This is a genomic window from Colwellia sp. RE-S-Sl-9 (assembly GCF_048296855.1).
Lineage (GTDB): Bacteria > Pseudomonadota > Gammaproteobacteria > Enterobacterales > Alteromonadaceae > Pseudocolwellia.
In genome coordinates this window covers 1,881,303-1,906,032 of sequence record NZ_CP182631.1, presented here as the reverse complement: position 1 = coordinate 1,906,032, position 24,730 = coordinate 1,881,303, and the positions used below count along the sequence as shown (strand labels likewise).

General features: G+C 35.9%; 14 protein-coding genes. 9 read left to right on the top strand and 5 right to left on the bottom strand.

From position 1 onward, the window contains the following. Window positions 1-513: 513 nt before the first annotated feature. From ACM9HF_RS08145 to bamJ, 7 genes are all read left to right on the top strand, one after another. Window positions 514-810 carry an isoamylase early set domain-containing protein gene (locus ACM9HF_RS08145; protein WP_473617089.1) on the top strand — a complete coding sequence of 99 codons (297 nt, stop codon included), beginning with the start codon at window positions 514-516 and terminating at the stop codon, window positions 808-810. A 263-nt stretch (window positions 811-1,073) separates the two neighbouring features. Next, entirely contained in the window at window positions 1,074-3,176 is a 2,103-nt protein-coding gene (gene glgX / locus ACM9HF_RS08140; RefSeq protein ID WP_473617085.1) for a glycogen debranching protein GlgX, read from the top strand. Between the two features lie 46 nt (window positions 3,177-3,222). Then, on the top strand, window positions 3,223-5,631 hold the full coding sequence (locus ACM9HF_RS08135) for a glycogen/starch/alpha-glucan phosphorylase (RefSeq protein WP_473618271.1): 2,409 nt from the start codon (window positions 3,223-3,225) through the stop codon (window positions 5,629-5,631). A gap of 55 nt (window positions 5,632-5,686) precedes the next feature. Beyond that, window positions 5,687-6,952 (top strand): glucose-1-phosphate adenylyltransferase, encoded by a 1,266-nt coding sequence (gene glgC / locus ACM9HF_RS08130; RefSeq protein WP_473617082.1) that lies wholly within the window; start codon window positions 5,687-5,689, stop codon window positions 6,950-6,952. A gap of 19 nt (window positions 6,953-6,971) precedes the next feature. Next, a complete protein-coding gene (gene glgB, locus ACM9HF_RS08125) occupies window positions 6,972-9,194 on the top strand; it encodes a 1,4-alpha-glucan branching protein GlgB (RefSeq protein ID WP_473617078.1) in 2,223 nt (740 codons plus the stop codon). Between the two features lie 140 nt (window positions 9,195-9,334). Beyond that, window positions 9,335-10,894, top strand: coding sequence for a glycogen synthase (locus ACM9HF_RS08120; protein WP_473617074.1), 1,560 nt, complete (start codon window positions 9,335-9,337; stop codon window positions 10,892-10,894). Between the two features lie 36 nt (window positions 10,895-10,930). Beyond that, window positions 10,931-11,407, top strand: a complete 477-nt coding sequence (gene bamJ, locus ACM9HF_RS08115; protein WP_473617070.1) for a BamJ family beta-barrel-assembly machinery protein — start codon at window positions 10,931-10,933, stop codon at window positions 11,405-11,407. Between the two features lie 112 nt (window positions 11,408-11,519). On the opposite strand, the gene ACM9HF_RS08110 is transcribed toward bamJ, so the two are convergent. Next, entirely contained in the window at window positions 11,520-12,860 is a 1,341-nt protein-coding gene (locus ACM9HF_RS08110) for a dicarboxylate/amino acid:cation symporter (protein WP_473617066.1), read from the bottom strand. 170 nt (window positions 12,861-13,030) lie between these two features. Here ACM9HF_RS08110 and ACM9HF_RS08105 point away from each other — a divergent pair, with 170 nt between their 5' ends. Then, entirely contained in the window at window positions 13,031-15,334 is a 2,304-nt protein-coding gene (locus ACM9HF_RS08105) for a beta strand repeat-containing protein (protein ID WP_473617062.1), read from the top strand. Window positions 15,335-15,411: 77 nt separating this feature from the next. Here ACM9HF_RS08105 and ACM9HF_RS08100 read toward each other — a convergent pair whose 3' ends face one another. Beyond that, window positions 15,412-16,521, bottom strand: a complete 1,110-nt coding sequence (locus ACM9HF_RS08100) for an arginase family protein (RefSeq protein WP_473617058.1) — start codon at window positions 16,519-16,521, stop codon at window positions 15,412-15,414. 394 nt (window positions 16,522-16,915) lie between these two features. Here ACM9HF_RS08100 and topA point away from each other — a divergent pair, with 394 nt between their 5' ends. Next, window positions 16,916-19,582: a type I DNA topoisomerase gene (gene topA / locus ACM9HF_RS08095; RefSeq protein WP_473617055.1), complete on the top strand. Its 2,667-nt coding sequence runs from the start codon at window positions 16,916-16,918 to the stop codon at window positions 19,580-19,582. A 708-nt stretch (window positions 19,583-20,290) separates the two neighbouring features. Here topA and ACM9HF_RS08090 read toward each other — a convergent pair. The 3 genes from ACM9HF_RS08090 to ACM9HF_RS08080 all read right to left on the bottom strand — a co-directional run bounded on the left by ACM9HF_RS08090 (window position 20,291) and on the right by ACM9HF_RS08080 (window position 24,672). After that, window positions 20,291-21,697 carry a sigma-54-dependent transcriptional regulator gene (locus ACM9HF_RS08090; protein ID WP_473617050.1) on the bottom strand — a complete coding sequence of 469 codons (1,407 nt, stop codon included), beginning with the start codon at window positions 21,695-21,697 and terminating at the stop codon, window positions 20,291-20,293. Beyond that, the gene (locus tag ACM9HF_RS08085) at window positions 21,694-23,337 is read right to left on the bottom strand and encodes a transporter substrate-binding domain-containing protein (protein WP_473617047.1); all 1,644 of its coding nucleotides are present in this window, start codon (window positions 23,335-23,337) and stop codon (window positions 21,694-21,696) included. Before ACM9HF_RS08085 ends, ACM9HF_RS08090 begins: the two co-directional genes overlap by 4 nt. Before the next feature lie 282 nt (window positions 23,338-23,619). Beyond that, window positions 23,620-24,672, bottom strand: a complete 1,053-nt coding sequence (locus tag ACM9HF_RS08080) for a putative porin (RefSeq protein WP_473617041.1) — start codon at window positions 24,670-24,672, stop codon at window positions 23,620-23,622. Window positions 24,673-24,730: the final 58 nt, after the last annotated feature.

Here is a 24,730-nt window from a genome sequence, read left to right as displayed (position 1 = left end):
ATTAAATAATAATTCAATTTTATATATTAGGTATTTGTATTTGGAAGCGCTTACATTAAGCTAATTTATTATTGTTTTTTTTTCAACATATATTTACTTTTTTATAGGTGTTTTTTTCTAGTCTTTGATATCGTTAGTTTTATTTTTATCTTGATTGTTGGTGAATATACCGACATTAAACTGAGAAACCAAAGTGTCAGAAAAAATGAATAAAATAACTATTGCTACAAATTTATTAATTATTAAAGAAAATATAGATGATTTTTTATCACTTATAGGCTTTTTATACAGATCATATTTGCAAGCTTATCCGTTTAAGCCTATAAAATAGAATAGTGGAGAGTCGGCTTTATGGCTATTCATTATTTTTCACATCAAGTAACTATTTTTATAAAAGCTATAAACACCTCTTTTGGCTTAAATAAGACCAAATAAATGTAATTGAATTGTCATAAAATTATTACAATATAGTTAGAAGGTGTGAATACTATTTATTAAGCATGGAGAACAAAGATGTTAACTAAGAAGTTTTTTAAAACAAAAGATGAAGCAGAAATAACCTTTGAGTTTAGTCGAGATGGCGTTGAGTCTGTCGCTTTAGTGGCAGAATTTACTGATTGGCAACCACTTGAAATGAAATTTAGTAAAAAAGAAAAAGCATTTCGTACAAAAGTTAGGCTACCTAAAGACGGTCAGTTCCAATTTAAGTATTTATTAAATGGTGCTGAGTGGGAAAATGATTATCAAGCGGATCAATATATACCTAATTCATTTGGTTCAGAAGATAGTGTTGTATCAACACGCCCATAGTATAACTTCATTATAAATCAACTGGTTATTTTGGTGTGTTGTTGCCTTTGTTTGATCGGTAACAACTACCTTTGTTATTCCTCATATTTATATAAGAAAAAGTTTTTAGACATAAAACGTTTTTAATGTATTTTTAATTTGTAGCTGTTTTGTAATAGGTATATGGTTTAGAGAAGACATTGGTTGAATTTAACCATGTTAATATTAATTACCTTCGTGTTGTGTAGTCGTTTTGTTTTAAGTAAAAAGAATAAAGGTGATTAATGGAACAATATAGTATGGAGTCTGGTCGTGCCTACCCATTAGGTACGTCAGTTAATGATTCAGGTGTGAACTTCTCTCTTTTTTCAGCTAATGCTGAAAAAGTTGAATTGTGTGTTTTTGATGAGTTGGGTCATCAAGAGTTAATGCGATTCGTTTTACCTTCTTGTGAACATCATGTTTGGCATGGTTACTTAAAAGGTGCAAAAGCCGGATTAGTTTATGGATACCGTGTGTATGGAGCTTATCACCCTGAAGCGGGACACCGTTTCAACCATCATAAATTATTATTAGACCCTTACGCTAGAGCGTTGAAAGGCAAGTTTACTTGGTCTGATCGTCATTTAGGCTATAAAGCGGATTCTCCTGACCTAGATCTGTCGTTTGATGACAGGGACAATGCTGATGTTATGCTTAAATCAGTAGTGATAGATCCTACAAAACCTCAAATACAACGTGTGCCTGTTTCATGGCAAAATACTGTGATATATGAAGGGCATGTTAAAGGCCTTACACAGTTAAATTCAAAAGTTCCTCCTGAATTACAAGGTTCTTTTTTAGGTATTAGTCACCCATCAATGATTGCACACTATCGTGCTATTGGTATTACAACCATTGAGTTATTACCTGTACAGCAATTTCTTTCTGAAAAGTTTTTACATGATAAAGATCTGAGTAATTATTGGGGATATAACAGTATTTCATTTTTTGTTCCTCATTCAGATTATTTAAGTACCGACCAAGTTTTTGAATTTCAACGCATGGTTGATGAATTGCATCAAGCTGGTTTTGAAGTATTAATAGATGTTGTATATAACCACACCGCAGAAGGTAATGCTTTAGGCCCAACACTGAGCTTTAGAGGAATAGATAACGCCTCTTATTATCGATTAAATCCATCTGAACCTCGTTATTACATTAATGATACAGGTTGTGGTAATACGGTGAACTTAAGCCACCCAAGAGTGCTCCAAATGGTCATGGATAGTTTACGTTACTGGGTTGAAGTGATGGGGGTTGACGGTTTCAGGTTTGATTTAGCGACTATTTTAGGCCGTGAACCTCATGGTTTTGATAAAAACAGTGGTTTCTTAGATGCAATTTTACAAGACCCATTACTTAACACCGTAAAAGTTATTGCTGAACCTTGGGATATTGGTCCTGGTGGATATCAGTTAGGTGGATTTCCAGCACCTTGGTCAGAGTGGAATGATAAATACAGAGATTCTATAAGACGCTTTTGGCGTGGTGATAAAGGCCTCTTACCTGAATTTGCACGAAGAATTCATGGTTCGAGCGATGTTTTTGAACATCATGGACGTCAACCTTATGCAAGCATTAATTTTTTAACGAGCCATGATGGTTACACATTGCATGATTTAGTGAGTTATGAGCAGCGACATAATGAACGCAACGGCGAAGAAAACCGTGATGGTCATTCTGAAAACTTGTCTAAAAATTACGGCGTAGAAGGCACTACTGATAATGCTGAAATACTTGCATTACGCTTAAAGCAAATTAAAAACATGTTGTCTACGATTATGCTGTCGCAAGGCGTGCCTATGGTATTAGCTGGCGATGAAATAGGGCGTACCCAACAAGGTAATAATAATGCTTATTGCCAAGACAACGAAATTAATTGGCTAAATTGGCAAGAGGATGCTTTATATGCTAGCGAATTGTCCGCTTTGTTAGCGCGTTTGTCTGAATTAAGAAAGCGTTTCCCTATGTTGGCTTATCATCGATTTATTCATAAAGATGATCCTAAATCTGATGTGGATATTACTTGGTATCACTGTTCAGGTAATATTATGCATAAAGAAAACTGGCACTCTCACCATGCGTCTACTGTTGGCTATTTAGTTCAAGGAAAAACAGATAATGCATCATCTGTATTTTGTATATTTCATGCCGGCGCAGAGCCTGTTGAGTTTGTTTTACCTGAAATAAATAACGTTGAATATTGGGATGTGATGGTAGACACCTCGTCAAGTGCAATAAACAACGAAATTCCTAAATTACCAGCGCAAAGAGCAATAACACTTCAACCACGTACAACAATTGTTTTGTCTAATGAGAATAAGGGATCTGAGCCTAGTGAATAACACAGATGATTTTTGCCAAATAACGTCGTTAGATGACAGTGTTTTAATGGACAACAACACTTTTGCTGATGACTTATCTCGACATTTTTATTTTACTCTAGGTCGAGACAAGGTTAATGATTCTCACCTTTATTTATACAATGCTTTAGCAATAACGATTAGAGATAGATTAGTTGCTCAATGGCGAGAAACTCGAGCTAACAGAGTTGAAGAACGTTCAGTTGCCTATTTATCATTAGAGTTTCTTATGGGGCGAACCCTAAACAATACCGTACTTAATCTTGACTTAGATGAGACGGTACGGGAGTCGTTAAAAGGTTATTGCTGTGCGTTAGAAGAAGTTGAAACGGCAGAGCACGACGCAGGTTTAGGAAATGGCGGTTTAGGTCGCCTTGCAGCATGCTTTTTAGATAGTTGTGCAAGTTTAACTTTACCTGTTATTGGTTATGGTATTCGTTACGAGTACGGCATGTTTAACCAACAAATTAAAAATGGAGAGCAAGTAGAGCATCCTGATAGTTGGCTACGAGAAGGTAACCCATGGGAAATTGCTGTTCCAGATAAGGCTATTAGAGTTAAATTTTTTGGGCAAGTTGATGTGATTACTGAACGTAACGGTAATCAACTTCGACAATGGAATAACACCCATGACGTGCTAGCTGTACCTTATGATATGCCTATCCCTGGTTATAAAAATGGCATAGTAAATACATTAAGGTTATGGAAATCTGAAGCAACAGACGAATTCGATTTAGATGAATTTAATGCTGGAGGTTATACAGAAGCGGTTGCAACAAAAAACTTAGCTGAACAAATTAGCATGGTGCTTTACCCTAATGATACCAGCGAAAATGGTAAAGAATTAAGGTTACGTCAACAGTACTTCCTGTCTTCGGCTTCATTGCAAGATACCGTAAATAATTATGTTGAATTGTTTGGTGATAGTTTTGAGCAATTTATTGATAAGCAATCATTTCAACTGAACGACACACATCCAAGTATTGCTGTGGCAGAGCTTATGCGCATATTAATGGATGACTATTCATTATCATGGGACAAAGCTTGGCATATTACATCGAATACCATGGCGTACACTAATCATACTTTGTTACCTGAAGCTTTGGAAAAGTGGCCCGTTCGAATATTTGAAAATTTGCTTCCTCGCATTTTAGAAATTATTTATGAAATTAATGCACGTTTTTTACAGTACGTTGCCGTTTCTTGGCCGGGTGATATGGATAAGCAACGTTCTTTATCACTCATTGAAGAAGGCCACGAACCTCAAATAAGAATGGCGCATTTAGCTATTGTGGGTAGTTATTCAGTTAATGGTGTGGCTGCTTTACATACGCAATTATTAAAAGAAGGCTTATTCAATCAATTTTATCAATTATGGCCTGAAAAATTTAATAATAAAACTAACGGTGTAACACCGAGACGTTGGTTGTCTCATTGTAATAAACCGTTATCAGCGCTTATTAGTAGTAAAATACGTGAAGATTGGGTAGCTGACTTTTCACATATAAAGCAACTTAAACAATATGCAAGTGATGAGGCTTTTCAGCAGCAATGGCAAGCATGTAAAACTCAAAATAAACAAGCGCTGGTTGAATTTGTTGAAAAAAATACAGGTGTTAAATTTGATGTAAATATGATGTTTGATGTTCAAGTAAAGCGCATACATGAATACAAACGTCAGCTTTTGAATGTTTTACATGTTATTGGTTTATATGAACAAATAAGAAATGGTGATACAGAACACTTAGCGCCTAGATGCGTACTTATTGGTGGAAAGGCTGCGCCGGGGTATGTTATGGCGAAGCAAATTATTAAATTAATTAATAATGTTGCAGACACAATTAATTTAGACCCTAAAGTATCGCAATATTTAAGAGTGGCTTTTATTCCTAATTACAATGTTACGGCAATGGAAGTTATTTGCCCAGCGACTGATTTGTCTGAGCAAATATCTACCGCAGGCAAAGAAGCCTCTGGCACCGGAAACATGAAGTTTATGATGAATGGCGCATTAACTATAGGAACGCTTGATGGCGCAAATATTGAAATAAGAGAAGAAGTTGGCGAAGAAAACTTTTTTTTATTTGGTGCTCAAACACATGAAATAAAAGATATACGAGCTAACTATAATCCTAACGAAATTATTAATAACTCACCTCATTTGTCTGCTGTTATGAAGCTACTAGAGAGCGGACATTTCAATTTATTTGAACCTGGCATATTCGATTCAATTATCAATTCAATCCGTAGTCACGACGATATGTGGTTAACCGCTTACGATTTTGATTCTTACTATGAAGCTCAACGTCAAGTAGATTGTGTTTTTAAGAACAAGGAAAAATGGACTCAAATGAGTATCATCAATACTACGGGAAGTGGTAAATTTTCGAGTGATCGTACGATCAAGCAGTATCGAGATGAAATTTGGAAGCTTTAAATATAACAATACAAAAAAATAGCTTACGGTAATTAATACGATATAAGGAGGCTTTATGCCCACATATGAAAATCGATATATTAGTAACTTAACTCGAGACACTTACGCATTAATTTTAGCAGGGGGGAGAGGTTCAAGACTGCATGAGCTTACAGATTGGCGAGCAAAACCAGCTACTTTTTTTGGTGGCAAATTCCGTATCATAGATTTTCCTTTATCAAATTGTATTAATTCGGGTATTCGTCGTGTTGGTATAGCAACACAATATAAATCCCATTCATTAATACGTCATGTAAATCGAGCATGGGGACACTTTAAAAAAGAATTAGGTGAATCAGTAGAAATACTTCCCGCATCACAGCGAAAAGGTGATGGTTGGTACTCAGGTACGGCTGATGCTGTTTTTCAAAATATTGATATTATCCGTCACGAATTACCTAAATATGTCATGATCTTATCAGGCGATCATGTTTACCGTATGGATTATGGTGAGTTGCTTGCTAAACATGTTGAAACTGGCGCTGATATGACCGTGTGTTGTGTTGAAGTGCCTGTGGAAGAAGCTGCTGGATCTTTTGGTGTTATGACGGTTGATGAAAATAGCCGTGTATGCCGTTTTGATGAAAAACCAGAACATCCATCAGAAGTGCCTGGTAAGCCAGGGATGACTTTAGCTTCGATGGGAAATTATGTTTTTAATACACAGTTTTTATTTGATGAACTCGCAAAAGATGCAGCACAAGATTCATCAAGTGGAGATTTTGGTAACGATATTATTCCTAAAATTATTGAATCGCATAAGGTTTTTGCCTTTCCATTTCGTGATCCTAATGGCGAAAAACAACCTTATTGGCGCGATGTTGGTACGTTAGATTCTTTTTGGGAAGCTAACATGGAACTTGTCAGCCCTGAACCTCAGCTTGATATGTATGATGAAAGCTGGCCTATTTGGACTTATCAAGAGCAAACAGCCCCAGCTAAATTCGTTTTTGATGAAGATGGTAGAAGAGGAATGGCTGTTGATTCAACCGTTTCTGGTGGTGTTATTGTGTCGGGCTCAACGGTTAAAAGGTCATTGTTATTTTCAAAAGTAAGAATTAATTCTTTCTGCGAAATCAAAGACGCGGTTATTTTACCTGGCGCTATTATTGGACGAAATTGTAAAATTTCAAAAGCGATTATTGATAGAAGTTGTGTTATTCCTGATGGTATGGAAATTGGTATTGATCATGATGCTGATAGAGCAAATGGCCTTAGGGTAACAGCAAAAGGTGTTGTATTAGTAACACGAGATATGATCGCAGCAATAAGTCATGATTAACACATCAGAGGTAAGCTAAATGAATAAAGAAGCGTTGAGTATTTTGAGTCAACAAGAAATTAACGCCTTAGTTTCAGGTAAGCACGAGGATGTATTTTCTGTTTTAGGAATACATCGTCATCCTGATAAAAGTGGATTAATCATTAGAAGTTTTTTGCCTACTGCATTAGCTGTTGATGTTATTAATAAAGTTAGCCAAGAAACAATTTTTTCTTTATCAATAATAGAGCATTCTGGTTTATTTGAAGGTTATATAGATAGCACCGAAAATAGCTTGAATTATCAACTTAAAGTGACCTATGAATCATCTGAGTTGCTAATAGAGGACCCTTATCGTTTTCCTTCTTTACTCGAAAATGATGATCTTTACTTATTTGGTGAAGGGACACATGAGCAAGCTTATCGATGGATGGGGGCTCATTCTAAAGAAGTTGATGGTGTAGAAGGTACTAATTTTGCCGTATGGGCTCCTGATGCTAAAAGAGTCTCAGTGGTGGGCGACTTTAATTTTTGGGATGGCCGTTGTCACGTCATGCGCAAGCATCCCGGTGGCGGAGTATGGGATATTTTTATCCCAAGTGTTAAAGGCGATGTTAATTATAAATATGAGATTGTAGGTAAATTTGGAGAAGTTTTACCTTTAAAAGCTGATCCTTATGCGTTTCAAATGCAGCATGCACCACAGAATGCTTCGGTAACAGTGAATAAAAGCCTTTATCAATGGAAAGATAACGAGTGGATGGAAAAAAGATCCACGGATATTGATCAATACCATGGTCCTGTTTCTATTTATGAAGTTCATTTAGGTTCTTGGCGACGCACTGGTGGTGAATATAACGAATATTTAACTTATCGAGATTTAGCGGAGCAATTAGTACCTTACGTTGCTTATATGGGATTTACTCATATACAAATGATGCCTGTAAGTGAATATCCTTTTGATGGTTCTTGGGGGTATCAACCTATTGGAATGTTTTCTCCTACTTGTCGATTTGGCTCACCTGAAGACTTTAAATACTTTGTTGATTGTTGTCATAAACAAAATATTGCCGTATTGCTTGATTGGGTGCCAGGGCATTTTCCAACAGATATGCATGGTTTAGGAAAGTTTGATGGAAGTAGTCTTTACGAACATGAAGACTTACGTAAAGGCTTTCATCCTGATTGGAAAACATTGATATACAATTATGGGCGAGCAGAAGTTGTTAGTTACCTTATTAGTAATGCGCTTTATTGGTTAGATCAATTCCATATTGATGGATTGAGAGTGGATGCTGTTGCTTCTATGTTATATCTCGATTACAGCCGAGAAGCTGATGAGTGGGTACCTAATATTCATGGTGGTAGAGAAAATTTAGAAGCAATCGAATTATTGAGACAAGTAAATAGTAGAGCTTACTTTAACTACCCTGGCATTATGATGGTGGCTGAAGAATCTACCGCTTGGCCAGGTGTTTCAAAACCAGTAAGTGAAAACGGCTTAGGTTTTGGTTTTAAGTGGAACATGGGCTGGATGAACGATACTTTAAAGTATATGGAAAGAGATCCCATTTATCGTCAACATCATCATAATGAGCTAACTTTTGGACTGGTTTATGGTTTTAGTGAAAACTTTATATTGCCGTTAAGCCATGATGAAGTGGTTCATGGTAAAGGTTCTTTATTACAAAAAATGCCAGGTGATGATTGGCAGAAATTTGCTAATTTACGCGCATATTATGGTTTTATGTGGACACATCCAGGTAAAAAACTTCTCTTTATGGGCTGTGAGTTTGCACAACGTGATGAGTGGAACCACGACCAAAGTTTAGATTGGCATCTGCTTGAATATGAACCACATAAAGGTGTTCAAACCTTAGTAAGGGATTTGAATGCACTTTATAAAACGACACCGGCTTTACATGAATTAGACTGTGATGGTAATGGTTTTGAATGGGTGATTTCAGAGAACGCTTCAGAATCAATACTCGTTTATTTACGTAAAAGCATAAAAGGTGAAGCGCTAGTACTTGTAATGGTTAATATGACTCCTTCAACCTATGAGGGGTACAAAATAGGCGTACCAAACAAAGGGCACTATATTGAACGTTTAAACTCAGATAACGTTATTTATGGTGGTAGTAATGTAAAGAACACTCCTATTATTGAATCTCAAGTGGGGAAATATAATGGCAGAGATCATTATATAGAGGTTTCTATACCTCCTTTATCAACGGTAATATTTGAAATTCAAAAAACGTAAAACCCTGTACAAGCCACATTTTAGGTTTTAATTTAATTTCAAATAAACCTAAAATGTGTTTCTATTCTTTAAAATAAAATTCAAATTTTTAATCACTGGCTAAAAGCGAGTGATTATTCATTGCTTTCAAAAGGTGATTCATGAATATATTAATGGTGTCGGCTGAAAATGACGCATTACCCGGCGGAAAAGTTGGCGGTATTGGCGATGTTGTAAGAGATATGCCTAAAGCATTAGCTGCCGAAGGCGAACAAGTAAACGTTGTTATGCCAAATTATGGAATATTACATGAAGTAGACAAAGCAGAATTTATACAAAGTGTTACTGTGATGTTTGCGGGAGAATCGCAAGAAGTTAGTTTTTATAAATTTGCTGTTACAAACAGTAATGAAAACGTAACTCAATGGATAGCTCATCACCCTTTATTTTCAAGTTGCGGTGTTGGAAGTGTTTATTGTGATGATCCTAATAATCGACCTTTCGCTACCGATGCAACTAAATTTGCTTTATTTAATGCTGCGGTAGGGCAGGCAATAATAGATCATATCTTTGGGCATGTAGATGTATTACACCTACATGATTGGCATACGGCTGTTTTATCTGTTTTACGAGCGTACGATCCTCAATATCAAGATTTAAAACATATAAGAACAACCTACACGATTCACAACCTTGCATTACAAGGTATTCGCCCGTTATCGAATGATGAATCTTCGTTGCAAACTTGGTTTCCACATTTAAATTATGATGTAAATGTGATTAATGACCCTAACTACCTTCACTGCTTTAACCCTATGAGGGCTGCTATTAATTTATGCGATAAAGTTCATGCGGTATCACCTAATTATACGAAAGAAATTGTTAAACCAAGTAACTATGAACAAGGTTTTTTTGGTGGTGAAGGACTAGAAAATGATTTGCAAAGAGCTTCGAATGAAAACCGTCTGTTTGGTATTTTAAATGGTTGTGAATACGATGACTCGAAGCGTAAACCGTTATCATTAAATCACTTCTTTTCTTTATGCGAAAATGAGGTCCTAAAGTGGGCAGGTAACCAAGCTGTTTTAGCGAGTGCTCATTTAATTGCATCGACAAGATTAGGCAAGTTAACCTCTAAAAAAATAGCTAAACGTCCTTTCATCATGACGTCTGTTGGTCGAATTACCAATCAAAAAGTATTATTGTTACAACAGCAAATGGCAGATGGTCAATCAGCATTACAGCACATATTGAACGAATTAGGCGATAAAGGAATTTTTCTTTTATTAGGCAGTGGTGATGCTGGGTTTGAGCAGTTTTTAACTAAAACCGCAGGGAGAAATTCAAACTTCATCTTTTTAAAAGGCTATTCTGAAACCTTATCTGAAGCTATTTATAACATGGGCGATTTGTTTATGATGCCAAGCTCTTTTGAGCCATGTGGTATTAGCCAAATGTTATCTATGCGTGCGGGGCAACCTTGTATCGCTCATAGTGTAGGCGGTTTAACCGATACAATAAAAGATCATGAAAATGGTTTTTTATTTGATGGTGATACACAGTTTAACCAAGCAACGAATATGATTAGTTGCTTTAAAAACACATTATTTTTATGTCTTAAAGAGCCTAAAAAATATAAAGAAATATCGGATAACGCGAGTAAAACACGACTTTTATGGAGCGATTCAGCTAAACGTTATATATCAGATTTATATAGATAAAATTTCAAAAAATACATTAAAGGTAAATATTAAATTATGGGTAAAGTTATTGTAGTTGTTGTTATTCTAGTGATTGTTGTTTTACTTTATTTTCGCTCTAATACCAATAAAGAAGCTGCGAGTTTAAATAAGCAAGAAGGCGAGACTTTTTTAAATAATAATAGAAATGTAGAAGGCGTTATTGAAACAGACTCTGGTTTACAATACTTAGTATTAAACAAAGGTGAGGGTACTATACACCCCAAAAGTTCTGACAAAGTAAAAGTACACTATCATGGCACTTTACTAAATGGGACAGTATTTGACAGCTCTGTAGATCGTAATCAACCAATAAGCTTTGGTTTAAATCAAGTGATAAAAGGTTGGACTGAAGGTGTTCAGTTAATGGTAGTAGGTGATAAATTTAAATTCTTTATACCATCATATTTAGCTTACGGCGACCGCTCCGCAGGAAAAATAACACCTGCTTCTACTCTAATATTTGAAGTTGAATTATTGGGTATTAACGAATAAACGCTGTAAAAATATCTTTAAAAGAAAGGGAGATAACTTAATTAAGTTATCTCCCTTTTTATTTGTATAATAGTTGTCGTAGCTGATAAGTATCGGTTTATTAAAATGTAGATTAATTATGTTTTAAATCACTAAAATCAATATCCTCAATTTGTTGACCTGCATTAAGATCTTTATATACCTCTTCATCAAATTGATTTTCAGATTTACCTACAATTAAAGTAACCATGCTATCACCTGTAACATTTACAGCTGTTCTAGTCATATCTAATAATCTATCAACACCTATAATTAAGCCAATACCTTCAACAGGTAAACCGACTTGATCAAGTACCATGGCAAGCATAATTAATCCTACACCTGGTACGCCAGCTGTGCCTATAGACGCTAATGTTGCGGTAAGAATAACCATCAAATAATCAGAAAGGGTTAAATCTACATTAAAGACTTGTGCAATAAATACTGTGGCCACACCTTGCATAATAGCCGTGCCATCCATATTTATTGTTGCCCCTAAAGGCACAGTAAAAGAAGCGATAGAGTTTTTAACGCCCATCTTCTTAGTAACAGTTTCCATGGTAATAGGAAGCGTTGCATTACTGCTTGATGTTGAAAAAGCAAAAATAGCTGTATTACGCATTTTTCTTAAGAAAATAAGCGGATTTAATCCCGTTAATAATTTCAGTAAAACAGGGTAGGTTACCGTCGCGTGTAAAATTAAAGCAACAAAAACCACTAAGAAGTATTTAATTAAATTACCAAAGGTTTCTATTGAAACGTCAGTAAACAATCCGGCTAATAAACAGAAAACACCGTATGGTGCAATGTTCATTAATACGGTAACTAAGCGCATTATAACGACACTGAAGTCTTCAAATAGACTTGCTACTCTTTCACCTGCTTTACCCGATAATGCAATGGAAATACCAAAAAGTAATGCAAATACGATAACTTGTAGCATATTACCTTGAGCAAAAGCTTCAAAAGGATTGCTTGGAAACATTTGAATGAGTACTTGAGCAAGTGATGGCGCTTCTCGACTCTCAAATGTTGTGTTAGCCACCATGTTAACGCCTTCACCTGGGTTTATAAATAAAGCTAACGACATAGCAAAACTAATAGCAACGGCTGTAGTTATTAAATACAACGCGATGGCTTTACCACCAATTCGACCCAGTTTTGTTGTATCTTTTAGTGAGCATGTACCACAAATAAGTGAAACAAAGACTAAAGGAACCACAAGCATTTGTAAGCTGGCAACAAATATTTTGCCAACCACTTCAAATACTCCGTCAACCAATACTCCTCTAATGGATAGGTCAAACAAATAAAGAGGAACAACTACGTCTGATTGATCAGGCATTAACCACTGCAAGAACGCGCCCACTGAAATACCGGCAACCATTGCAATAACGATGCGTGTAGTAAGGCTTGAAGAAGGTTTATTTGTCATAATTTAGAATTACTTCTTATATTTAGAGTTTAATTTGTAAGATTAACAGTAAAAGTTATTATTAAAAAGGCAACAATTGTCAGTTTTTTTAATAAGGTAGTGACCTTTTTGTGATTTTTCAGTTAAGATGGCAAAGTTGATAATAAAAATTTACCAGGGAGATGCTTTTTATGGCGCTACTTCAACGCTTTAGTTTAATCATACTACTTTTTACGTTAGTGGCCTGTGGAGGTGGTGAAGGGGGGTTTGGAACTACAACTCCAGATCCAGAAGACCCAGAGGATAAAGATGTTATTACAATGTCTTTGACTATATCAGATCAAAATATATCAGATGCCAGCCCCGCAACTATTAATGCTACGGTTCTAAAAAATGGTGAACCAGAGCAAAATGTACTTGTTACTTTTACATTAAGCGAGGGCGCAGACGTTTTAGCTAATTTTACTCCTACCTTCGGTACTAGTGTAACCGACGCTGATGGGATTGCTACTATGACACTTAATGCCGGTGGAACAGCTGGTGCAGGGCAAGTTAGTGCGACAATTTTAGCTGTAGATGAAGAGGTTATTGCAACACTTTCTTTTAATAGTGCTGGTGACGCTAATACAGGTACAACACCTGATGTATCTAATATCTCTTTATTTGCAAGTAGCCAACAAATTGCATCGAGTGGTGCACAAGAGGTTACTCTTTCAGCTATAGCAAAAGATGCGAACAATAACTTATTAGAAAATGTACTAGTAACATTTGCTGCAACTTCTGGACAGATTGAAGTCGTTAAAGCATTGACAGGCGCTGATGGTAAGGCAACAGCAACGCTAAAAACAAGTAATGAACCGACTAATCGTATTATACATACTACAGCAACAACGGCACAATTTTCTGACTCTGTTGATGTTCAAGTTGTAGGAACTAGTATCCAGCTAACTGGATCTTCTTCTTTAGCTATTAACGATTCAAATAACTTTATTGTAAGAGTACTTGATTCCGATGGTAAGGGAATTGCTAATACTTTAGTTATGTTATCAACGAGTAATAGTTCAAATGGAAGTACAGCTGCAGGGATTACAATTCCGGAATCTGTAACAACTGACTTTACTGGTCAGGCAACAGTTTCCGTTGTTGGTACAACAGGAGGAGTTAATAGCATTGTAGCAAGTGCTTTAGGTGCTATAGCAACTCAAAATGTAGCCGTTCAAGCTGATTCCTTTTTGTTCTCTTCATTTAATGATGGTAACGGTACAAATATTAACTTAAGCACTCAAGACTTAAGTGCGATCCCTGATGTGTTGCTATCAAAAACAGCGACATTAACATTAACATGGTCTCGAAATGGTGTCTTAGTTCCTGATGGTACTCTAGTTAGCTTTACCGCAACAAGAGGTGACTTGTCTTCAACCTCAGCAACAACTGTTGACGGTAAAGTATCAACAACCTTAACTTCTAATAATGCAGGTAAATCGTTAGTCACCTTTAGTGGGGTCGATGGTGATATTGCTTTAAATAATCAATTAGAGTTTGAATTTGTTGCCGAAACAGCTGAAAGAGTAGTAGCACAAGCTTCACCAAATTCAATTGGACCTAATGGGCAAAAATCTACAATTTCAGTCGTAGTTAAAGATCCTACAGGTAATTTGGTTAAAAATAAGCAAATTGATTTTACTCTAACTGATACTAACGGCGGTTCAATTTTTCCTGCTAGTGCAACAACCGATAGTAACGGTAATGCTTCTACAGTGTATACATCAAATGCAGTATCAGCTCAAAACGCTGTTTCTATTAAAGCAGTTGTAAGGGATACAATAGGTACAACCAATGTAAGTGATACGGTTACATTAACAGTAGCTGATAGAGAGTTATTCATTACTTTAGGTACGGGGAATACCATTGAAGAAATAGATATTACCAATTATAACAAGCAGTTTAGTGTATTTGTTACAGATGTTGATTCTACTCCTGTTGAAAATGTTGAATTGACTGTATCTGCTGTTCCTAAAACTTATTATAAAGGTAGTTGGATAAGACTTTATGATATAGGTGGAACTTTTGTACGCTGGATTACTGCGAGTAATTTGACTTTTGATGTTGATGGAAATTTAACAGGTTATGATGGAAGTTTTGCATGCGCCAATGAAGATGGAAATATTAATGGTATATTGGATGCAGGGGAAGATACTAATGGTAACGGGGCATTAACTCCTGGTAATGTAGTTGGTGCTTTAGGTAACATTGTAACTGATGATCAAGGTAAAGCCATTATTGATATTCGATATCCTCAAAGTAGTGGTAGTTGGGCTGATATAGACTTAATTGTTTCAGCGAAAGTTAATGGCACCGAAAGCCAAACTAAGACAACATTTACATTATCGACATCGGCTGAAGATATTCTGGATGAAGATGTTACTCCGCCTACTGCTGGTATTGGTTTAAATAGCCCCTTTGGCTATGTAAATAATTGTAATACTGCTAATTAAGATAAAATAGGGATGAATAAAAAAGCTCCTCAAGGAGCTTTTTTATTGTTCTAAATATAGCCTTAAAAAGTTATAAATTAGGTTTTCGACATCTCTTCAATCAAAAATGCAGATATCTCAGCACAGGCTGTTAATGTTTTGTTTCTGCTTTCTTCACCTAAACCTGAGCTATCGGTAAATGGAGCTATTTCCATCATGTCAGCACCAGTAATCGGATACTTTTGACCTAATGAACGTAGTATCAGCATTGTATCTTTCATATCCATGCCATCAGGTTCAGGAGTGCCTGTAGCTGATGCAATTGATGCATCAAGTGCGTCAATATCAAAACTTACGTATAACTCATCAATGTTTTCATCTTTTAGCTGTTTTAAAATATTTTCAATGATACTTTCAACACCATTTTCTTTTATTTCATGAGACCAATGTTGTTTTACGCCAAAGGTATTTTCCCAATGAGACTTTGGTTTTCCACTTGAGCGAATGCCCACTTGAATTAAATGACTATGGTCATGTAAATCGTCAAGTATGTGTGTACACCATGAGCCAAAACAGAGATCTATCCCTAAGCGTTCCACTAATAGGTCTGTGTGGGCATCAAAATGAATTATTGCAGCACGTATACCTTGTTTCTTTTTAGCTTGTAAATAGGCTTTAGTGAGCGGATAACTCACTGAATGATCGCCACCAATACCAAATATCCCTTTTTTAGGAAATTCAGCATAAAAATCGTGTAATACATCTTCTGTTATTGTTAAAGGGCTAACAGGATATTCACTGTTTTCATCTTTATATAATGCTTTTCGGCAATTTGAAATGGTGGCCTCATTTAAGTACTTATCGTGTAATAAGTGCGGAATAACTCTCACATCACCTAAATCATAAGCACTTAATCCACTGTATTGTTCTAATAACGTTGAACGAACAAATAAAGGTCCCCAATTTGCTCCCCTTAATATGCCGCCACCACAATCTGAAGCTATACCTAAAATAACAGCGTTAGATGAAGAAGGTAAATTATCTAAAGATGATGCCCATAGTTGTTCAATATTTTCAGTTTGTCCAAAAAGTGATTGATGTAGCTTTTCTTTTCTTTCTTTAGCCGTGTTTACTGTAAAAACTCCGTTTCCTGGAGGACATAAACAATGCGTAAATTTATTTTTTAAATTTAGCCATGATGTGGTCATGTGAGATCTCACTATGTTGTGTTAATGATAAATATATAAAAGTAATAATTATGGAGGAATGCAGCGGTTCATTGTTTTTTAAGGGCTGTAAAAGAAAATTAATTAATGATTATTTTCATTTGCCCTTATTTTTTTTATAAAAGTCGATTATGATTACGCCAGAAATTACTCAAGCATTATAGCTAAAAGCATTAATGCAGGCGAATATAATCAAAATATTTGCTTGTTACTTTGTATAATTGCAGATATATCTAATAGTAAATAGCACTTAAATCATCAATTTTATTGTGAATTGTTCTCATATATTGGTTGCTCGCCTAATTATTGAACAGTTTAAACTCTATATAATATCTAATTGATTTAGTTCAATTAGTGACTAGGAATGTAAAATCATATGGGAAAATCTCTGGTAATTGTCGAATCACCAGCCAAAGCGAAGACAATTAACAAATACCTTGGTAAAGACTTTATTGTAAAATCTAGTGTAGGTCATGTACGTGATTTACCCCATGGAAGTACTGGTAAAAAAGTTCCTGCAAAATCTCCTGCCGAAGTTCGTAAAATGACACCAGCAGCCAAAGCTAAATATAAAGAAAAAAGAGATAAAGAAGCTTTAGTTAATCGAATGGGGATTAACCCAGATAAAGATTGGGAAGCTAACTATCAAATACTTCCAGGTAAAGAAAAAGTTGTTACTGAACTCACTAAATTAGCCAGTACCGCAGATACTATCTATCTCGCAACCGATTTGGACCGCGAGGGAGAAGCAATCGCGTGGCATTTAAAAGAGATAATTGGTGGTGATGATGACAAGTTTAAACGTGTTGTTTTTAATGAAATAACAGAAAACGCAATACAGCAAGCTTTTTCAACACCTGGCGAATTAAGTATGCCGGGTGTTAATGCTCAACAAGCTCGTCGATTTTTAGACCGCGTTGTTGGTTTTATGGTAAGCCCCTTACTGTGGAAGAAAGTTGCTCGTGGTCTTTCCGCAGGGCGCGTTCAATCAGTTGCGGTTAAGTTAGTTGTAGAAAAAGAACGTGAAATTAAAGCGTTTGTTCCTGAAGAGTTTTGGGAAATTACCGCAGATACTAAAACAAATACAGGGTTAGATTTTGAACTAGATGTAACCCATGAAAATAAAAAAGCATTTAAACCGACAAATAAGGCAGATACAGATAAAGCCTTATCTGTTTTAAAAGACGCGACTTATACGGTTGATAAACGTGAAGATAAACCGTCAAAAAGTACACCGTCAGCTCCATTTATTACCTCTACATTACAGCAAGCGGCAAGTACTAAATTAGGTTTTGGTGTTAAACGTACTATGGGCTTGGCTCAGCGTTTATATGAAGCAGGTCATATTACTTATATGCGTACTGATTCGACCAACTTAAGTAAAGATGCTGTTGAAATGTGTAGAGGCTACATAGCTGATACGTTTGGTGAAAATTATTTACCAGAGAAAGCGAAATTATATAGTAGTAAAAGTAATGCACAAGAGGCCCATGAAGCGATACGTCCATCAAATGTGAAGATGGAATCTGCCTTTATGGAAGGTATTGAAGCCGATGCTAAAAAACTTTACGACTTAATTTGGCGTCAGTTTGTTGCATGTCAAATGACAGCGGCAAGATATACGGTTAGTACGCTGACTATAGGTGCCGAAAGATTTGATTTGAAAGCTAAAGGTCGTGTCATGCAATTTGATGGTTGGACACGTGTTCACCCTCAGTTGTCTAAAGGTGATGATAAACATTTACCTGATTTATCGGTAGGTGAAGTGCTAACGCTTGAACAGCTTAATCCTTCTCAGCATTTTACTAAACCACCAGCACGTTTTGGTGAAGCTTCACTGGTTAAAGAATTAGAAAAACGTTCTATTGGCCGACCCTCTACTTATGCATCGATTATTTCTACTATTCAAGATCGTGGTTATGTGCGTTTAGATAAAAAACGTTTCTATGCTGAAAAAATGGGTGAAATCGTTACCGACAGTTTATCTGAAAGTTTTGTTAACCTAATGAGTTATGACTTCACTGCAAATATGGAACAAGAGCTTGATGAGGTTGCAGGTGGTAAAGCGAATTGGAAAGATGTTCTAAATAATTTTTATAGTAACTTCACTAAACAGTTAAGTGTAGCTGACATGCCAACAGAAGAAGGTGGCATGAGAAACAACGAACCTGTTTTAACTGATATTGAGTGTCCAACGTGTGGGCGTAAAATGGGGATTAGAACCGCTTCAACCGGAGTTTTCTTAGGTTGTTCGGGTTATGCTTTACCTCCGAAGGAGCGTTGTACAACAACAATGAACCTGACTCCGGGTGAAGAAGCCGTAAGTGTTTTAGCTGAAGATCAAGAAACTGAAGCGCTAAGAGCTATGCATCGCTGTAAAAAATGTAATACAGCAATGGACAGTTATCTTATCGATGAAACTCGAAAATTACATGTCTGTGGTAATAACCCAGTATGTGATGGTATTGAAGTTGAAAAGGGCGAATTTAAAATAAAAGGCTATGAAGGGCCTATTTTAGAATGTGATCGTTGTGAATCTGAGATGGAACTCAAATCAGGTCGATTTGGTAAGTACTTTGATTGTACAAATAGCGAATGTAAAAATACACGTAAGCTTTTAGCAAGCGGTGAAGCTGCGCCGCCGAAAGAAGACCCAGTACAATTACCTGAGTTACCTTGTGAAAAATCTGATGCACATTTTGTTCTAAGAGATGGCGCTGCTGGAATATTTTTAGCCGCGAATACTTTTCCTAAATCACGTGAAACTAGAGCGCCTAAAGTAGAAGAGCTTCTGAGGTTCAGAGATAGAATATCATCTAAATTTTATTATTTAGCTGATGCTCCAGTCAAAGACCCTGATGGGAATTTAGCTGTTGTTCGATTTAGCCGTAAAACTAAAGAGCAGTATGTTATGACTGAAGTTGACGGTAAAGCAACAGGGTGGACGGCAAAGTACATTGATAATAAATGGGTTGAAGAAGCTAAAAAGAAAGCCGTAAAGGCTAAAGCGAAGCCTAAAGCTAAGAAAGCCGTAAAAGCTTAAGTTTATTTGATGTATTGTTCTATTTTATTAAAAAGCACCTTTTGGTGCTTTTTAATATTGTTATTTCTGTTCGTATTATACCAAACACATTAATGAATTTACCTATTTTATACGAAGAATAAATGGTCAAATACACAGGTTCATCGTTCTAGACTGAACCTAAGCACCTACTCCCTGTAGGCGAGGCATTCAAATAACTAACCTGAACTTGGTTTAAGAGATGCTTAACAAAATGAAATATAAGAAAAAAAATAGTTTTATTGTTCCTCTAGCTTGATATTTTTTCTTAATTCAAGGCAAATTTCGCGTCAATAGTTGGTCTATTGCAAGTAAATTTAACGCATAAATTAGGAAAAATAGCTGCTAGAGAAGAATTTGTTAAGCCGAGTTCAGGTTAACTAGGGGCTGTTGAACTTTTCTGAATGTTTTTTCAGCAGTGTATTAGTCTGTTATACAAGGCAAATCATATGTTTCACCGTTATTATACTCTAATAGGCTATAACGTCGTAGAAATGGCTAATAAATGCAGTCCTACGGATCCATTTAAATACTTCAGCTCATTGTTAAGGAATTTATATAGAACAACTATGTTACATACCTTGCGCCGCGAGCAATAAACATTTAATTCGAACGAAATTTAAACATGAAAGTTCAACAGCCCCTAGTTATTCTAATGATTAAATGATCAATGTGTTATTGCGATTGATATTAATTATCTAATGTTTTTTTTAATCTTTTACTGAGAGCGGGCTGAGATATTCCAAGTAACCGTGCTGCTAATGATTGATTTCCATTAGATCGCTTCATTGCCTCATCAACTAATAATTCGGCTGAATGTTTAAGAGTAGGTAACGTTGATGAGGTAACAAAAAATGACTCGGGTTGAGTTAATTTATCAGCCTCTGGTATTGAATCAATAACTACTTTAAATGTTTTCATCGATAAAACCCCCGATTGGTGCGTGCTCATTGCATCAAAGGCCATAGCTCGTAACTCTCTAATATTACCCGGAAAGACATAATTTTCTAATAACAGAATGAGCTCTTTGGGTATAGTAGCAACAGTTTTATTGAATTCGTTAGCTGCTTGAGTTAAAAAATGTTCAAGTAGGAGTCTGATATCTTCTTTACGTTGTCTAAGTGGGGGAATATCAACATGATGGATCTTAAGGCGGTAAAATAAATCGTTACGAAATAGCCCTTGTTCTTTTTTTATGTGAAGATTTTGATGAGTTGCTGAAATTATCCGTGCATTGGTACGTCTTGGTGTATCACTTCCTACGGGGTAATATTCGTTTTCTTGTAATAAACGCAATAATTTAACTTGAGAAGCTAAACTTAAATCGCCAATTTCATCGAGAAATAACGTGCCGTCAGAAGCTCGTTCAATCATTCCTTTTCTTGCTTGTTCCGCGCCTGTAAATGCACCTCGTTTATGGCCGAATAAAGTGTCTGAAAATAAGTGGTCGTCTAACCCTGCAACATTTACACATACCAACTCTCCACTACAACCACTTGTCTGATGAATTGCTTGTGCAATTAACTCTTTACCCACCCCACTTTCTCCCGTGATGAGTATAGGTTGTCGGCTATTAGAAAGTGATTCAATATATTGGAATATGGAGATCATTTGTTTATTAATACTAATTATTTTTGCAAAAGCAGGGTGTAAATCTTTTTGATTGTTAAGTAAACAGCCACGCATAGCGTTATTTTCTATACTTAACTCTTGAAACCTAATTACACGAAGAATACTACTACTTAAACGTTCTGGTTCTTCAGTTTTTATATGATAATCATAGGCCCCTAATTTAATGCATTGCACTGCTGATTTTACTTGATTGATACCACTAATAATAATCACTGAAACATGTGGATGTAGTTCAATGATTTGAGGAAGTAGCTCATCTCCGGTTATATGTGGCATATTTAAATCAAGTAAAACTACTCTAATGTTACCAGTATTTAAATGAGTCAGTACTTCTCGACTATCACTGCATTGGATAATATTATTGATCCCGCTGTAGCGCTCTATGGCGAAAGATATGCTACGTAAAAAACTAGTATCATCGTCACAAATTAATACTTGAAAATTAGGATATAGATTCGTGCTCATAACTTACTCTTTTGATGGGATAATGGCAGTGATAATTTTACTTTAGTGTGTTTACCTTCCGTGGAGCTAAAATTTAATATTCCTTGGTGATCTCTTATGATCCCTGCAGAAATCGATAAGCCTAAACCTGTACCTCCTTGTTTACGTTTGCTGGTATAAAAAGGATCTGTTAATTTATTTAAATCACTTTCTTTTATACCAACCCCGTGGTCAGTAACAGTTAATACCACATGCTGTCGTTTTATATCAAAATAAGTTGTTACGATGATTTTTTGAGTTTTATTGGTTAATGCTTGGCAGGCATTAAGAATTAAATTAATAATAACTTGTTCAATTCGTTGTCCTGCACCTTTAAAATTTGGGATGTTATTACTAAAGTTAACCTCAAAACTATCTGTGGAGTTTTTGATTTGGTTGGCCACTAGGCGAATTGATACTTTAACTAACGTATTAATATCTAGTGATTCGGTTAAACTAACCGTTGCGTCGTCTTTAAGTGCAAAATGTTTTAAATCTTCTACAATCCCTCGGATTTTACCGCTGGCTAAATGCATGTCTTCTAGTGTTTCTGGGAGTACTTCTTTTAGTCTATTGTATTTTACACCTGCAATGGTGAGATCATCTGTTTCGTACTCGTCTAAAATTTCAGAAATCTGCTCAAACACCTCTTTTATAAATGGAAAATTGAGCGTTAGAATACTGCAAGGGTTATTGATTTCATGGGCAACACCAGAGACTAAAACCCCTAAGGATGTCATTTTATCGGCGTGTAATAACTGTAGTTGCTGAGCTTTGAGTTCTTGGGTTCTGCTTTCAACTTTTTTACGTAGCGCTTTATTCCAAATAACAACGGCAGTACTTATAAATAGCAGCATTACGGCAATAGCCGCGGCAATTAACCCAAACTCTGACCAAGCTGTTCGTTGTGAAACACCAAACCATTTATCGTATAGTGCTTGTTGCCGGCCCGTATTTTTTAAAATGGCTAACCCTTGAGCGAATTGTGAAAGTAATACCTCATCTCCTTTTTTCACTGCGTAGCCGTATTTACTTATCCCTTCGATATTAAATATTGGTTTTATATTTGATAGGCCAAGTTCTCGAACAATGTAGAGCCCAGGAAGGTTAGATACCATCGCATAGTCATGTTTACCTGAAGATAATAAGCGTAAAGCGTCGGCGTGACTTTCAACTGAAATGATTTTAATATTTACGTTTAAATTATTGAGCATGTCATAAACTGAGCCGTTGTGCTGCACAATAACTTCATGATTTTCTAAATCATTAAGTGAATTAATATTTGAGCTATTATCGCGAGAAAAGATTGATTGATTAACAAAAGTATGAGGGCTAAATTCATAAAGGTTTACACGTTCTTTAGTGGCAGACATTCCTTGCATAATATCAATTTCACCTTCATCGAATCGTGCTCTAATATCTGACCATTTACCGAGCTTTATTTTTATCTTTAGGTTCATTACTTCGGCAATTTCTTGGCTTAACTCGACATTGTAGCCAGTGCTTTTACCATCTTTATCAACAAACTCGTAGGGCGGATAACTATAATCGCCACCAATAATAATTGTTTTAATCGGTTGTTCATCAGCATATACGAAAAATCCCCCAATACTACATATCATCAGGCTCTTTAGTATGATATCAATAAGATGATATAGCGCTTGGCGGTATGAAAACAATGTGGTTATTCCTTTTGATTCAGGTAGCTTTTGTTCTTTTGAGAAAAGCTTAATAATCGATGAATAAAAATCATAAGTTTAATAATATTACTATGTTATAAAGTGAGTGAGTACTAAATTATAATGTTTTGAGTATTAGTAAAGTAGATGCGTTAGCTTTGAATGGTGTAAAGCGACATTTATAAACCTTTATGTCGCTTTAATTTATGCATTATAGAATAATTGTTAGAATTTCATATTTAAATTAACTTGAAAGCGGTCACGACCAGCGTTGTTGGTTGGAAGGCTTTCGTTAATATTATCAACACTATACCATCTTAAGTCAGCATTGAGATTGTCCGCTACTTTATAATCGAACTGTAAACGAGTGCCTTTAATGTTGGTGTATGAACCCGGAGTATTTGTTTGTGTAAACGCCCCATTCATTGGTAGGGCATAAGCTTCGGTATGGATCACATAGAAACGCATACCGATCACATCATTCATTTGGTATCGAGCGTGTACTGTATAAGCTGTATCTTCACTATCGGCATCGCTGGTGTAATAATCGGCAGCTAAACGAAAAGCTCCCATTCTAAAGTCAGCATTCATTGTCATAACATCGCCAGCTTGATCTGCATGAAGTCCTGATTCTGCGCTAGAATAGGCACTATCTGAAGCTGATACAAATAACTTACCTAGGCCTAATTTGTATTTAACGTTGTTAATTTTACCCTCATAAACACCTTGTAACTGTTGCCAGCTAGCATCTCGTTTACCATCACCATTATCTTTGTTTTCTTCAAGAATAATGTGGCCAGCATTAACGCTAAATCCATTATTACTCCAACTTCCTTGGATACCTTCAAGCGCAATATCATCTCGGAATAATAATTCTGAAGAGTGCATAAATACAGGTGATGCTTTACCAATAACTATTGTTGCATTTTCTATACCTTTGTATGTCATGTACGCTTTATCAAGACCGAAGTCGTCATTGTCACTAGTATCTGTAATGCCAAACGTTTGGTGAGTTGAATCATGTGCACTTGATGTTGTTCTAAAGCGCATTACTGCAGACCAATCATCATTAACCGCATATTTAATTCCAAAACGAGCGCGTAAACGCGCACGACTTGTTGTATCAATAGTGTCGCCATCAGTACGTTCAAAGCGTAATCGCATATCACCAAAAAGCTTAACTGCATCAACACCGTTAACTGAAACATCTGCTTGTGCTGGGCTAATTGTTGCTAGTGCAGCTGACACTAACGACAAATATAAGGATTTATTTAACATTATGTTGTTCCTATTATTATAGTTATTTTTTTAATTATTAAGTTGTAAGTTAGTTTTA